10 protein-coding genes and 2 rRNA genes are annotated in these 13,835 nt (G+C 63.2%); 6 read left to right on the top strand and 6 right to left on the bottom strand.

What is annotated here, in order from left to right:
* From B0T39_RS15945 to B0T39_RS15935, 3 genes are all read left to right on the top strand, one after another.
* Nucleotides 1–104 (top strand): 23S ribosomal RNA (locus tag B0T39_RS15945); the annotation flags it as partial.
* A gap of 123 nt (nt 105–227) precedes the next feature.
* A 5S ribosomal RNA gene (rrf, locus tag B0T39_RS15940) occupies nt 228–343 on the top strand.
* Between the two features lie 313 nt (nt 344–656).
* Nucleotides 657–1,406, top strand: a complete 750-nt coding sequence (locus tag B0T39_RS15935; protein ID WP_081548258.1) for a carbonic anhydrase family protein — start codon at nt 657–659, stop codon at nt 1,404–1,406.
* 28 nt (nt 1,407–1,434) lie between these two features.
* Here B0T39_RS15935 and B0T39_RS15930 read toward each other — a convergent pair whose 3' ends face one another.
* Entirely contained in the window at nt 1,435–1,926 is a 492-nt protein-coding gene (locus tag B0T39_RS15930) for a DUF523 domain-containing protein (protein ID WP_081548257.1), read from the bottom strand.
* A complete protein-coding gene (locus tag B0T39_RS15925) occupies nt 1,917–3,374 on the bottom strand; it encodes a PLP-dependent aminotransferase family protein (RefSeq protein ID WP_081548256.1) in 1,458 nt (485 codons plus the stop codon). The genes B0T39_RS15930 and B0T39_RS15925 overlap by 10 nt, the downstream gene beginning before the upstream one ends.
* Before the next feature lie 91 nt (nt 3,375–3,465).
* Between B0T39_RS15925 and B0T39_RS15920 the strand changes: the two genes are divergently transcribed.
* From B0T39_RS15920 to B0T39_RS15910, 3 genes are all read left to right on the top strand, one after another.
* Nucleotides 3,466–3,849: a rhodanese-like domain-containing protein gene (locus tag B0T39_RS15920; protein WP_081548255.1), complete on the top strand. Its 384-nt coding sequence runs from the start codon at nt 3,466–3,468 to the stop codon at nt 3,847–3,849.
* 11 nt (nt 3,850–3,860) lie between these two features.
* Nucleotides 3,861–4,592, top strand: coding sequence for a GNAT family N-acetyltransferase (locus tag B0T39_RS15915; RefSeq protein WP_240937479.1), 732 nt, complete (start codon nt 3,861–3,863; stop codon nt 4,590–4,592).
* Nucleotides 4,593–4,670: 78 nt separating this feature from the next.
* Nucleotides 4,671–6,119 (top strand): hypothetical protein, encoded by a 1,449-nt coding sequence (locus B0T39_RS15910; protein ID WP_081548254.1) that lies wholly within the window; start codon nt 4,671–4,673, stop codon nt 6,117–6,119.
* A gap of 70 nt (nt 6,120–6,189) precedes the next feature.
* On the opposite strand, the gene B0T39_RS15905 is transcribed toward B0T39_RS15910, so the two are convergent.
* From B0T39_RS15905 to B0T39_RS15885, 4 genes are all read right to left on the bottom strand, one after another.
* Entirely contained in the window at nt 6,190–7,650 is a 1,461-nt protein-coding gene (locus B0T39_RS15905; protein ID WP_081548253.1) for an NAD-dependent succinate-semialdehyde dehydrogenase, read from the bottom strand.
* Between the two features lie 73 nt (nt 7,651–7,723).
* On the bottom strand, nt 7,724–8,989 hold the full coding sequence (gabT, locus tag B0T39_RS15900; protein WP_081548252.1) for a 4-aminobutyrate--2-oxoglutarate transaminase: 1,266 nt from the start codon (nt 8,987–8,989) through the stop codon (nt 7,724–7,726).
* A gap of 426 nt (nt 8,990–9,415) precedes the next feature.
* The gene (locus B0T39_RS15890) at nt 9,416–10,726 is read right to left on the bottom strand and encodes a TolC family outer membrane protein (RefSeq protein WP_081548250.1); all 1,311 of its coding nucleotides are present in this window, start codon (nt 10,724–10,726) and stop codon (nt 9,416–9,418) included.
* A gap of 50 nt (nt 10,727–10,776) precedes the next feature.
* A complete protein-coding gene (locus B0T39_RS15885; protein ID WP_081548248.1) occupies nt 10,777–13,830 on the bottom strand; it encodes an efflux RND transporter permease subunit in 3,054 nt (1,017 codons plus the stop codon).
* Between the last annotated feature and the right edge of the window lie 5 nt (nt 13,831–13,835).

The following is a 13,835-nucleotide window of genomic DNA, read 5'->3' as shown; positions in this document are numbered from 1 at the left end:
CCCTCCTGAAGAGTCGTTCGAGACCAGGACGTTGATAGGTCGGGTGTGGAAGCGCTGTGAGGCGTTAAGCTAACCGATACTAATTGCTCGTGAGGCTTGATCCTATCATTTGAGTGGCTTGGGAAACTGAGCGACGAGTTGGTGGATGTGCGACACAATTAAATACCGAATATATGCGGGTTGATCGAGTATCGACCCAGGCTTCTTCAAGTTTGTACCAGTTTATGTCTGGTGGCCATAGCGAGGTGGTCCCACGCCTTCCCATCCCGAACAGGACCCGTGAAACGCCTTAGCGCCGATGATAGTGTGGCATTCGCCATGTGAAAGTAGGACACCGCCAGACGCCCCATTGCGAAGCCCAGCTCATACGAGCTGGGCTTTATGCATTTGCGCCTCGGCGCCACAGCCAAGCCTCCCCATGGGAGGCTTGCTGCGTTTGGGGTGACTCGTCTGTGTCGGTTTCTTCCGTTTGTTTTCTCTATTTCTTTCTTGTTTCTCTTCTTCTTGGTGTCCGGCTGTCGGCTGCGGGAGCCGCACTTTTCATCTCCATGTCCTAATTGCCCGTGCGGTGAACTAAGTCGCGAACTATCATCTAATTAGATAGTTGCTAAATAAAATTAAAAAATTTTATACCACTGCACTAGGAAAGGACGCGAATGAGCGAGCATCTGTGTCGGGAAGTGAATTGCGGCGAAACCATCGGCCGGCGGACGGTGATGAAAACCGCGCTGGGCGCGGCGGCGCTATTTGCCATCGGCGCCAACGGGGGCGTGAACGGCGTGGCTTACGCGGCGTCTTTGAGCAAGACGCAGCGGGACGCGATGACGCCGGAGCAGGTGCTGGCGGAGATGGCCAAGGGCAATGAACGTTTCCGCACCGGCAAGCCGATGCAGCACGATTACCTGGCGCAAAAGCGTTCCAGCGCCGAGGGGCAATACCCCGCCGCGGTGGTACTCAGCTGCATAGACTCGCGCGCGCCGGCGGAAATCGTGATGGATGCGGGCATCGGCGAAACCTTCAATTCCCGGGTGGCCGGCAATGTGGTGAATGACGACTTGCTGGGCAGCATGGAGTTCGCCTGCGCGGTTGCCGGCGCCAAGGTGGTGCTGGTGATGGGACATACCGCCTGTGGCGCGATCAAGGGGGCTATCGACCATGTGGAGCTGGGCAATCTGACGGGTTTGCTGGCGCGCATTCGGCCGGCGATTTCTCTGACCAAGTACGATGGCGAGCGCAGCAGCAAGAATGCGGAGTTCGTCGATGCGGTGGCGCGCAGCAATGTGCTGCATACCATCGATCAGATCCGCAAGCGCAGCGATGTGCTGGCCAAGCTGGAGAAGGAGGGCCGGATCAAGATCGCCGGCGCGATGTATCACTTGAGCGGTGGTCGCCTCGAGTTTCTGTAAACGTCGTTAACGAGAGCGTCTAGGGGATTTACTCCCCAGGCGCTTTGAGCAATTCTTCTATGTGATCCTCCGAACAGACCTTGATGCCGGCCTGTCGCAACAGGCTGGCGGTCACGCCTTCCCCATTCTTGAGCTTGCCGGAAAATTCGCCGTCGTAGATGCGGAGCGTGCCGCATGAGGGGCTGTTGGCCTTCAACAGCGCTTGTCGGCAGCCATGGGCCTGAGCCAGGCGCAGGCTGGCCTGGGCGCCGCGCAGAAAGGCGGTGCTGACATTTTCGCCGGCGGCGGTTTCCACCGTGGCCTGACCGCGCAGCGCGGCAGCGCCGTCGCCTCCGCGCAACTCCGCCGCGGGTCTGGGCGTAGGCAGGCCGCCCATGCATTCGGGACAGGCGGGGATCAGGGTGAAATCCCGGCGCAATCGCGTCCAGTCTTGTTCGGCCAGTGATTTGGCCTGGCCGTCGTAGCGCACGGGCTGCCCCAGCAGGCAGGCGCTGACCAGCAGCGTAGGTTTCACTTCCATCGCGTTTCCAATAGCGCCGCCAGCTTGAGCGCGGCGGCGTGAAGTTCCTGTTCATCCACTCCGGCGTAGCCCAGCACCAGCCCGCTGCGGTCAGGCCGTCCGATGAAGTGCTTGGCCAGCGGGCGCAGCCACAGTTGCTGCCGGGCGGCGGCCTGGCTGAGTTCCTCTTCAGCGAAGCCGGCCGGCAGTTGCGCGACCAAGTGCAGGCCGGCTTCGCCTGCGGACAGCGGCAACGCGTCTCCCAAGGCGCGCTGCAGGGTGCCGCGCAGCAGTTGTTGCCGCAGTTGGTAGAGTTCGCGCATATGTTTGATGTGGCGGGCGAAATGGCCTTGTTCGATGAAATCGGCCAAGGCCGCCTGCACCTGATAATTGCCTTCCCGGTACAAGCGCGCCTGCACGCGGCGGAACGGTTCCACCAATTCTTCCGGCAGGATCAGATAGCCCAGGCCCAGCGCCGGAAACATTACTTTGCTGAAGGTGCCGAGATAAATGACGCGTTCGCTGTCGGCCAGGCCTTGCAGGGAGGCGATGGGGTGGGTGGAGTAGCGGAATTCGCTGTCGTAGTCGTCTTCGATGATCCAGCTGTCGTGCTGCTTGGCTAATTGAAGCAGCGCTAGCCGCCGCGCCAGCGACATGACGACGCCGGTCGGGTATTGATGGGACGGCGTGATATAAATCAGGCGCGGCGGCGCGGCCTGATGCGCGGGCGTTGGGGCCATGCCCTGGGCGTCGACCGGGATCGGGACGATGTCCAATTCCGACGCGCGCAGCGCGGCTTGCGCGCCGCTGTAGCCGGGATCTTCCACCCAGGCGGCGTCGCCGGGATCGGCCAACAGCCGGGCAAGTAGTTCCAGTCCTTGTTGCGCGCCCTGGATGATGACGATTTGCTCCGGCTGGCAGCGAACGGAGCGCGATAGATACAGGTATTGGCTGAGGGAACGCTTGAGCTCGGGCAGGCCGCCGTCGTGGCGATAATGAAGATGATCCAGTTGCGGGCGTTGGATATGGTTTTGCAGACAACGCTGCCATTGAGCGTGGGGGAATTGTTTCAGCTCCGGCGTGCCGGGGGCGAAGGCGCCGGCCAGCCCGGTGGGCAGCGTGCAATGACCGGAGACGCGTTGACCGCGTTGCGACAGTCCCGGGGATTGCTGAGCGCGCTGCGGCGGGGAGGCGTGGGGGCTGAACAGGGCGGCGACATAGGTGCCGGAGCCGTGACGGCTTTCCAGATAGCCTTCGGCACCCAGTTGCTCGTAGGCGTTGAGAATGGTGTTGCGGCCTAGAGCCAGTTCCGCCGCCATTGCGCGGCTGGCCGGCAAGGGCGCGCCGCCGGCCAACTGGCCGGCGCGGATCAGTTCGCGCAATAAACGGTAGAGCTGGCGCGCCAGGCTTTCAGCGCCTTGACGTTGCAGCCGCTGGCGCAGGAAGTCGATCAACCACTCGGCGGACAAAGTGGTTCCTCCAGATTTTGCATGGTGGCACTGTTTGGGGTATGACTTGTCGCTTAGGCTAACAGCATTCCCAGAGCCGCAGGAGAAAAAAATGTTGAGTCAGCAGGAGTTTTACGCCGCCAAGCTGGCGTACGAGATGGACGCTGCCGATGTCTGGAGCGCTTTGCAAGCCGGGGAGAAACTGGTGTTGATCGACGCGCGCGCGGAAGAGGCCTTCCGCAAGGAAACCCTGCCTGGCGCCGTGTCCGTGCCGCACCGGATCATGGATGAGGCCAGCACCGCGCATTTGCCCAAGGATGCGGTCCTGGTGTCGTTCTGCGACGGCATAGGCTGCAACGCGTCGACCAAGGGCGCTTTGAAGCTGGCGCGTCTCGGCTTCAATGTGCGCGAACTGCAAGGAGGCCTGGATTGGTGGGTGCGCGATGGCTACGCGACCACGGCGCGCGTCGGCGTCGCCGTGTCCTGCGCATGCTGAAAGGGGAAGCGATGTTGGAAACGGGCATGGCGCAGGCGGGCGAGGCCAACGCCCTGGACCAGGCGGTGGGATGGCCGGTGGTCGACTGGCGTGAGGCGGCTTGGCCGCCTAAGACGGACCTGCAGGGACGCTTCTGCCGGCTGGAGCCGCTGCAGGCGGAGCGGCACGGTCCCGCTTTGTTCGCGGCGATGGGCGCGGACGCGGCGGCGCGCAACTGGACTTATCTGAGTTACGGGCCGTTTGCCGATTACGCCGACTACTACGGCTGGCTGGCCGAGCAGCAATGGCGCCGCGATCCGCATTTTTATGCGATCGTGGACGCGGTCAGCGGGGTGGCTCTGGGCGTGGCCGCCTATTTGCGAATTGATCCGAAGATGGGTTGCATCGAAGTCGGACATCTGAATTTCTCTCCCTTGCTGCAGCGCAGGCCGGCGGCGACGGAAGCGATGTATCTATTGATGCGCCAGGCCTTTGAGCTGGGCTATCGCCGTTATGAGTGGAAGTGCGATGCGCTGAACCTGCCTTCGCAGCGGGCGGCGCAGCGGCTGGGTTTCCGCTTTGAAGGCGTGTTCAGGCAGGCCATGGTCTACAAGGGGCGCAATCGAGACACCGCCTGGTTTTCCATCCTGGATCACGAGTGGCCGGCCTTGCGGCAAGGCTTCGAAGCCTGGCTGTCCGCGGACAATTTCGACGCGGCGGGCGAGCAGCGCCGGACGCTGGCGCAATGGAGGGGAGAGGATTGATTTGGCCTGCGGACTTCAAGCCGCCCCGCTAGGCAGGTACAATGAGTATTTGATTTATTGAATAGATTCGCTTGCCAGATGAAATCCCTGCCGCGTAATGCCCGCATCAAGGGCGAGCCGTTCTTGCCCAACCGTTTCATTTTTGGTGATGCCGTCGACGATCAGGGCCTGGAAGGTTCCGAGTACCTGATCCATACGGAAACGCCGGCTTTTGTATGCCGTTTGCTTGGCGACGATGACACGGACTTTCCCGGCCGCGATCGCGAGGGCCTGACCAGCGCCATGCTGTTTGACGAGGCGGACAATGTGACGGTCTATGTCTGCAATCTGCGTCTGCGTTTATTCGACTTCAATTTCAGCAATGAAGACGAGATGCCGACCGTGGGTCAGTTGCAGGCGATTTGCGACGAAGCGATGCAAGCTTATCAGCGCCTGCATAAGGCCTATGCCGACCGGGAGGCCGCGGGCCCGGTTCCGCGCGAGATGCGCACCGGCCCTACCGAGCCGCTGCCTCCGGCGGAGCGCGGCCGCGCGGTGAAGCAATTGGTGGAGCTGGCGCGCCGCGCGGTGGATCAGCCGATGGAGCGCGCGCAGCTGGCCGGCGAGGTTCAGATGGCGTTGGCGGCCGGCGACCAGGCCGTGTTCACCGAGTCGCAACTGGCGCTGCTGTCCCAACCGGCCGCGCGGCAGTTGCTGGTGCATAGCGCGCGCGACGCGATCGCTTTCCCCGAGGTGATGCGCAAGGACGGCGCGGTGGTGTCGTTCGAGCTATGGGCCTTGCCGTTTGCGTTTTCACGCGCCCAGGGCGGCGTGTGGTGGCATTTCCCGCAGCTGGAGAGGCTGGAAGTGGCGCTGGCGGACGCGCTGGAGGTGCCGGAGCAGTCGATACTGTGGATTTCGCCTACTTTGTTCTCTCTGGAGATGCTGAACGAACGCGCCTGCCAGGATCTGGTGCAACTGGCGCCGGTGATGGATGCGGGTTGCGACTTCGCGCCGCTGGATCCGGATTCCTCGCGCGCCACATACGAGGCGGCGCGCAAGACCAACGAGCCGCAGCTGGTGCTGGCCTGGATTCCCTTCCTGGTGGAGCGCGGCGCTTTGCCGCCGGAACAGGCGCGCCGTCTGGCGCGCAAGGCGCTGGATGCGGCGATGCCGCTGGTGCAGCAGGCCGTGGGCGCCGAGATGGAGTACGGCGAGGCCGAGTTGTTCGCCCCCTTGCCCTGGTGGGAGGCGGTGCAGACCGGCGTGCGGGCCTGGAACCGCAAGCGCCTGGGCGTGACCGCGGCCTTGTTGGCCGCGAGCGCGGGCGGGGTGCAAGAGCTGGAGGCCGTCGCGGAATATCAGCCGGAAATGCAGGGCTACGAAGTGGGCTTCCGCCTGCGCGGCCGAGAGGAAGTGGCCGCGCACGCACCGTGGCTGGTGACGCCGGACGTGGCACCCGAGCGCGACGAGGCCTGGCGGGATCTGGCGGAGTGTCTGAAAGAGGCCGGCATTCCCTTGTCGGAGACCTTGGCCAAGTTCCACTAAGTGCAGGGTTGAAGTGGTCAAAAAAAAAACGGGCTGGATTTTCCAGCCCGTTTCGCATTGGCGTGGCGCTTTACTGGTCGATGCCGCCCAGCAGCACGTATTTGATTTCCAGATAGTCCTCGATGCCGTATTTGGAGCCTTCGCGGCCCAGGCCGGATTGCTTGACGCCGCCGAAGGGCGCGGCCTCGTTGGACAGGATGCCGGTGTTGACCGCCACCATGCCGTATTCCAGACCTTCGGACACGCGGAAGATGCGGCCGATATCGCGGGAGTAGAAGTAGCTGGCCAGGCCGAACTCGGTGTCGTTGGCCATCTGGATCGCTTCCGCCTCGCTGTGGAAGCGGAACAGCGGCGCCAGAGGGCCGAAGGTTTCCTCCTTGGCCACCTTCATCCGCGGCGTGACGTCGGTGATCACCGTCGGTTCGAAGAAGCTGTGGCCCAGCGCGTGGCGCTTGCCGCCGGCCACCAGCTTGCCTCCCTTGGCCAGCGCGTCGGCGATGTGTTCTTCCACTTTGGCCACTGCGTTCATGTCTATCATCGGGCCTTGGGTGACGCCGGCCTCCAGGCCGTTGCCTACCTTAAGCTTGGCCACCGCGACGGCGAACTTCTCTGCGAAGGCGTCGTAGACGCCGTCCTGCACCAGCAGCCGGTTGGCGCAGACGCAGGTCTGGCCGGCGTTGCGGTATTTGGAGATGATGGCGCCTTCCACCGCGGCGTCGAGGTCGGCGTCGTCGAAGACGATGAAGGGCGCGTTGCCGCCCAATTCCATCGATACTTTCTTGACGGTGTCCGCGCATTGGGCGATCAGCTTGCGGCCCACTTCGGTGGAGCCGGTGAAGGAGAATTTCTTCACAGAGTCGCTGCCGGTCAGCACCGCGCCGATTTCGCTTGAGCCGCCGGTGAGCACCGAGAACACGCCGGCGGGAATGCCCGCGCGTTCGGCAAGCACGGCCAGGGCCAGGGCCGAGAGCGGGGTCTGGCTGGCCGGGCGCACCACCATCGGGCAGCCGGCGGCCAGCGCCGGAGCCGCTTTGCGCGTAATCATCGCATTGGGGAAGTTCCACGGCGTGATCGCTGCGGCGACGCCGATCGGTTCCTTGTTGACCAGGATGCGTTTGTCGACGCCGGGGGAGGGAATGGTGTCGCCGTAAAGGCGCTTGGCTTCTTCGGCGTACCATTCGATATAGGACGCGCCGTAGGCGATTTCGCCCTTGGCTTCCGAGAGCGGCTTGCCCTGCTCGCTGGTGAGAATGACCGCCAGGTCGTCCTGGTTCGCCATCACCAGATCGAACCAACGGCGCAGCAGGGCGGCTCGTTCTTTCGCCGGTTTGCGTTTCCAGACGAGGAAGGCTTCAGCCGCGCCGGCCACGGCGCGCTCGGCCTCGGCCTTGCCCATTTTGGGCACGCTGGCGATGGTTTCGCCGGTGGCCGGGTTGGTCACGGGAATGGTTTCGCCGTTGTCGGCGTCCAGCCAGGCACCGTTCACATAGCACTGCTGCTTCAGCAGCGCGGGGTCTTTCAAATTCAACATGCGGCTCTCCAACGCGGAAGGTGTCGGACAAGGCCCGCGCGGGCGGCGCGGGCCTAGGATTTTGAACAGGCGCTTAAGCTTTGAGCGCGGCTTCCAGCTTGGCCAGGGCTTCTTCGAACACCGCGTCTTCTATGGTCAGCGGGAACAGGAAGCGAACCACATTGGCGTAGACGCCGCAGGTCAGCAGGATCAGGCCGGATTCCAATGCCTTGGTCTGCACTTTCTTGGCGAAGTCCGGGTCGGGTTGCGGGCTGCCGGGTTGATTGAACTCCACCGCCAGCATTGCGCCCAGCCCGCGGACTTCGGCGATCTGCGGCACCGCGCCTTTCAGGCCGTGCAGTTTTTCCTTTAGCAGCTCGCCCAGGCGGTTGGCGCGGTCCAGTAGTTTCTCTTCGGCGATGACGTCGATCACCGCCAGCGCCGCAGCCACCGCCAGCGGGTTGCCGGCGTAGGTGCCGCCCAGGCCGCCGGGCGCGGGGGCGTCCATCAGCTCGGCGCGGCCGGTCAGCGCGGACAGCGGGAAGCCGCCGGCCAGCGATTTGGCCATGGTGATCAGGTCGGCCTGTACCGGGTAGTGCTCCATCGCGAACAGCTTGCCGGTGCGGGCGAAGCCGGACTGCACCTCGTCGGCGATCAGCAGGATGCCGTGTTCGTCGCAGATCTTGCGCAGCTGTACCACCCATTCGCTGGGCGCGGCGTAGAAACCACCTTCGCCCTGCACCGGTTCGAAGATGATGGCGGCGACGCGCTTGGGATCGACATCATATTTGAACAGCTTTTCCAGGCCGTGCAGGGAGTCTTCCACGGACACGCCGTGCAAGGCGTTGGGATAGGGAGCGTGATAGACGTCGCTGGGGAAGGGGCCGAAGCCCACTTTGTACGGCGCCACCTTGCCGGTCAGCGCCATGCCCAGCAGGGTGCGGCCGTGGAAGGCGCCGCCGAAGGCGATCACGCCGGCGCGGCCGGTGGCGGCGCGCGCCACTTTCACCGCGTTTTCCACCGCTTCGGCGCCGGTGGTGAACAGCGCGGTTTTCTTGGCGTGCTGGCCCGGGGTCAGCTGGTTCAGCCGTTCGGCGAGACGGATATAGGATTCGTACGGGACGACTTGATAGCAGGTGTGGCTGAAGCGGGACAGTTGTTCCGCGACTGCGGCCTGCACCTTGTCGTGCAGATGGCCGGTGTTCAAGACGCCGATGCCGCCGGCGAAGTCGATGTAGCGTTTGCCGTCGGTATCCCAGACTTCGGCATTCTTGGCGCGTTCGGCAAAGAAGCCGCACATGACGCCCACGCCGCGCGGGGTGGCGTCGGCCTTGCGTTGCATCAAATCCTTATTGCTCATCTGCTATCTCCTCGACGTTGTGCGGTTGGCGCCGCGTCTGGCGGGCCGCCGCGAATCGGTGTCGGAGCGATGCCGGTCTATCGTGGCGCCGGCTGGCTGCTCCGTGGTTTTTGCTTTCATTATTGCTGTCTGACCGTCTCAGGCATTCTATGTTCGTGTTTAGCAAAAAGCTACACGCGCACTAAAAAATTAAACACCTGTTGCGTGGACGTCAGCGGAGGGGAGGGAGAGGGGGAAGGAGGCGGCTGCCATGCCGGTTGGCATGGCAGCGGAGAAGGGGTCTTGGAACGTGTTTACGATCTCGCGAGCTAAGGCGAGACAAGGCGAAAACGGCTGAGAAAGCAGAATGTACACGTGGTACATGAGCATTTCGAATGCTGTTTTCAACGCCGTATCGCCGACGCGCAGCAGATCGTAAACAGGTTCTTAACGGCGGATGACGGCGTTGACCTTGCTCAGTACCTCGCTATCCAATTGGCCGGCGGCCTGGGACAGCGACAGCCGCGCGATCAGGTACTCGTACTTGGCGGTGGCCAGGCTGGTCAGCGTCGAGTAGTAAGCCTGTTCGGCCTGCAGCAGGTCGATATTGGTGCGGATGCCCACTTCCTTGCCCAGTCGAGTGGATTCCACTTTGCTCTTGGCGGAGATCAGCAATTGCTCCTGAGCGCGCACCAGCGCCGCGCCGTTTGTGACGCCCAGGAAGGTGCGACGCACGTCTTCGCGCACTTGGCGGCGGGTGGCTTCCAGCTTGTCCTTGGCGGACTCCTGCTGCGCCGCCGCCTCGCGCACTTGCGAGTTGATGCCGCCGCCGGCGAACAGGGGCAGGGTGACGCCGACGCCTATGCTGCTGCCGCGGGTGTGGGGCTGCTGCATCGGGGCGCGGGTCTGGGTGTCACTGTAGCCTGCGGTCAGGCTGATCACCGGTAGGTGGCCGCCTTTTTTCTCGGTGACGTTCTTGTCGGCGATTTCCAGCGTCTGCTCGGCGGCCTTGATGCTCAGACTGTTGCGCAGGGCGAGCCCGATCCAGGCCTCCAGAGTGGCCGGCGTCGGCAGTTCCAGCGGCAGTTTGTCCAGCACCGGCTGGATGGTCTTGGGGTCCAGCCCGGTGACGCGGCGCAGATTGTTTTCCGCCAGTTCCAGGCTGTTGATCGCCTTGATTTCCTGGGCCACCGCGCCGTCGTAGCCGGCCTGAGCCTCATGCGTGTCGGTGATGGTGGCGGTGCCCACTTCGAAGGCGGTCTTGGCCTGTTCCAGTTGTTGCTGGAAGGTTTTCTTGCTGGCGCTGGTGGCGGACAGGGTGTCCTTGGCTAGCAGCACGTTGAAATAGGCTTGCGAGGTGTCCAGGATCAACTGCTGCTCGGCGGCGCTGAAGCTGGTTTCCGCCTGCTGCGTCGCCAGCTTGCCTTTTTGGTAGCCGGTGTATTTGCTGACATCGAACAGCGGCTGTTGCAAGTTAACGCCGTAGGTGGTGGAGTCGTAACGGCCTTGGCCTGCGGGAGCGATCGGATTGGTGTAATTGTAATTGGCGGTGGCGCCCACCTGGGGCATCAACAGCGCGCGGCCTTGCGTCGCTTTTTCCCGGCCGGCATCGAGGTCGGAGCGCGCGGCGGCGAAGTCGGCGTTGTAGTCGCGGGCGGCGCGCCAGGCTTCAACCAGGTCGAAGGCGTGGGCAGGCAGGGCGAAACCCAGCAACAACAGGCTGCCCAGCAGGGGCGAGCGGAATCGGGTCTTGTTCATTGGTGTTTATATGCTCGGTTTGTTTTGTCTCATCGCGCGGCAAGGCGCCGTCAGGCTTGCGTCCGCCGCACCTTGAACCATTGCGCGTACAGCGCCGGCAGGAACAGCAGGGTCAGCACCGTGGCCACCAGCAGCCCGCCCATGATGGCCACGGCCATCGGTCCCCAGAACGTGCTGCGGCTCAGCGGGATCATCGCCAGGATCGCCGCCAATGCCGTTAGCATGATAGGCCTAAAACGTCTAATTGTGGAGCCGACAATAGCGTGCCAGGGATCGATGCCATCGCGAATATCGTGTTCGATCTGGTCGACTAGGATAACCGAGTTGCGCATGATCATGCCGGACAGCGCGATGACCCCCAGCATGGCGACAAAGCCGAACGGCGCGCTGAAGGCGATCAGGGTCAGCGTCACGCCTATCATGCCCAGCGGCGCGGTCAGCAGCACCATGATGGTGCGCTGCACGCTGTGCAACTGCAACATCAGCAGGGTCACCACCACCACCAGCATCAACGGCGCCACCGCGGCGATGGCTTTCTGCGATTTGGCGCTGGATTCCATGCTGCCGCCGGTTTCGATGTGATAGCCCAGCGGCAGCGTTTGCTCCAGCGCCTGCATCTTGGGCAGCAACTGCCGGGAGATGTCCGCGCCCTGAGCGCCTTCCGCCGGGTCCGCGCTCACCGTGATGGCGGGCAGGCGGTTGCGTCGCCAGATGATGCTTTCCTCAGGCTGGTATTCGATGTGTCCGATTTGCGACACCGGCACGAAGCGGCCGCTGCCGGTTTGTATCATCAAATTGCCGAGGCCGGCGACATTCTTGCGTTCGTCCGGATTGAGCCGCGCGACGATGGCGATGGCCTGGTCGCCTTCGCGGAAACTGGTGACGGTGGCGCCGGAAATCAGCATCTGCAGCTGCTGCGACAATTGCTGAGAGGACAGGCCGAGCGCGCGCGCCTTGTCCTGATCGATGCGGATGCGCAAGGCCTTCACCTGCTCGCCCCAGTTGATATTGACTTGGCGGGTGGACGGATGCGCGCGCATCAGCGCTTCCACCTGGGCGGCGATGGCGCGAACCTTGGCGTGGTCTTCGCCCATCACCCGGAATTGCACCGCGTAGCCCACCGGCGGGCCGTTCTCCAGCCGGGTCACCCGGCCGCGGACATTGGGGAAGTCGTTGTCGAACAGCTTTTCCAGCCGTTTCTTCACGTCTTCGCGCACATGTTCGTCTCGGGTCATCAACATCAGCTGCGCGTAGTTCAGGTGTTGCAGCTGCTGATCCAGCGGCAGATAGAAACGCGGGCTGCCGCTGCCGACGTAGCTGGTGACGCTGACGATGTCCGGGTCGCGCTTGAGCAGGGCTTCCAGTTTCTCCACTTCGCGCTCGGTGGCCTGATGGCTGGCGCCGCGCGGCAGCCACATATCCACCATCAGTTCGGGCCGGTTGGACGAGGGGAAGAACTGTTGAGCCACCAGCAGCTTGAAGGCGAGCAGGGACAGCACGAAGGCGGCCAGCGTCAGCGCGATCACGGTCTTGCGCCGCTCCAGGCACCACTCCACCACCCGGCGGAAGCGGCGGTAGAACGGTTTGTCGTAGACATCGTGCGCCTCGTGGTGCTGGAGGTTTTCCGGCAACAGCTTGTAGCCTAGGTAGGGGGTGAACACCACCGCGACGATCCAGGACAGCACCAGCGCGATGCCGACCACGGCGAACAGGCTGAACACGTATTCGCCGGCGTTGGACTTGGCGATGCCTACAGGCAGGAAGGTGGCCGCGGTGATCAGGGTGCCGGTCAGCATGGGGAAGGCGGTGCTGGTGTAGGCGAAGGTGGCGGCCTGGAACTTGCTCCAGCCTTGTTCCAGCTTCAGGGCCATCATTTCCACCGCGATGATGGCGTCGTCCACCAGCAGGCCCAGCGCGATGATCAAGGAACCCAGCGAGATGCGCTGCAAGTCGATGTTGAAGAAATACATGGCCAGAAAGGTCATCGCCAGCACCAGCGGGATGGACAGCGCCACCACGATGCCGGTGCGCAGGCCCAGGCTGAAGAAGCTGACGGCCAGCACGATGACTACCGCCTCCACCAGCGAACGCATGAATTCGCCAACCGCGTTCTTGACCACCTTGGGTTGGTCGGAAACCGAATGAATTTCCAGGCCCACCGGCATTTTGGACTGGATCTGCTGCATGGTGGCGTCCAGATTCTTGCCCAGGCGCAGCACGTCGCCGCCGCCTTTCATGGTGATGGCCATGCCCAGCACCGGCTTGCCGTTGAAGCGCATGGTGCTGAGAGGTGGATCGATGTAGCCGCGTTTGACCGAGGCGATGTCGCCCAAGCGAAAGGTTTTGCCGTTGACGGTGACCGGGGTGGCGGCGATGGCCTCCACGCTGGCGTAGTTGCCGCTGGGGCGGACCCAGATGCGGTCGCTGGCGGTTTCGAACACCCCGGACGGCGTCATCGCGTTTTGCTGTTGCAAGGCTTTCCAGATCGCGCCGGTGTCCAGCCCCAGCGAAGCCAGCTTGGCGGTGGACAGGTCCACGTAGACGCGCTGCTCCTGCACGCCCAGCAAGCTGACCTTGGCCACGTCCGGCACGCGCAGGATCTCGCGCTTGGCGTCCTCCAAGTATTGGCGCACTTCCTCGTAGCTGAAGCCGTCGCCGGCGAAGGCGTAGATATTGCCGAAGGTGTCGCCGAACTCGTCGTTGAAGAACGGTCCTTGGATTTCCGCGGGCAGAGTGGCGCGGATATCGCCTATCTTCTTGCGCACCTGGTACCACAGTTGCTGCACGTTCTTGGGAGGCACGTCCTCGCGAACCGAAATCAGCAACAGGCTTTCGCCGGGTTTGGTATAGCTTTGGACGTAGTCTATCTCGCCCATCTCCTGCAACTTTTCCTCCAGCTTGTTGGTGACCTGCTGTTCCATTTCCAGCGTGCCGGCGCCGGGCCAGTAGGCTTGCACCAGCATGGCCTTGAAGGTGAATTCCGGGTCTTCCTTCTGGCCCAGCTGGGTGTAGGCCCAGACGCCGGCCAGCATCAGCATCACCATCAGGTAGCGCACCAAGGACTGGTGACGCAGCGCCCATTCCGACAGATTCAGTTTTTTCATGGCCG

It is taken from the genome of Chromobacterium haemolyticum, from assembly GCF_002081825.1.
Lineage (GTDB): Bacteria > Pseudomonadota > Gammaproteobacteria > Burkholderiales > Chromobacteriaceae > Chromobacterium > Chromobacterium fluminis.
Note: the sequence above shows the minus strand (reverse complement) of the source record. Positions and strands in the feature narration are given on the sequence as shown.

Excerpts from the sequence above, each read along its gene's own strand:
- B0T39_RS15935 (WP_081548258.1), top strand. The coding sequence starts at position 657 with ATGAGCGAGCATCTGTGTCGGGAAGTGAATTGCGGCGAAACCATCGGC.
- B0T39_RS15930 (WP_081548257.1), bottom strand. The coding sequence starts at position 1,926 with ATGGAAGTGAAACCTACGCTGCTGGTCAGCGCCTGCCTGCTGGGGCAG.
- B0T39_RS15920 (WP_081548255.1), top strand. The coding sequence starts at position 3,466 with ATGTTGAGTCAGCAGGAGTTTTACGCCGCCAAGCTGGCGTACGAGATG.
- B0T39_RS15915 (WP_240937479.1), top strand. The coding sequence starts at position 3,861 with ATGTTGGAAACGGGCATGGCGCAGGCGGGCGAGGCCAACGCCCTGGAC.
- B0T39_RS15910 (WP_081548254.1), top strand. The coding sequence starts at position 4,671 with ATGAAATCCCTGCCGCGTAATGCCCGCATCAAGGGCGAGCCGTTCTTG.
- B0T39_RS15905 (WP_081548253.1), bottom strand. The coding sequence starts at position 7,650 with ATGTTGAATTTGAAAGACCCCGCGCTGCTGAAGCAGCAGTGCTATGTG.
- gabT (WP_081548252.1), bottom strand. The coding sequence starts at position 8,989 with ATGAGCAATAAGGATTTGATGCAACGCAAGGCCGACGCCACCCCGCGC.
- B0T39_RS15890 (WP_081548250.1), bottom strand. The coding sequence starts at position 10,726 with ATGAACAAGACCCGATTCCGCTCGCCCCTGCTGGGCAGCCTGTTGTTG.
- B0T39_RS15885 (WP_081548248.1), bottom strand. The coding sequence starts at position 13,830 with ATGAAAAAACTGAATCTGTCGGAATGGGCGCTGCGTCACCAGTCCTTG.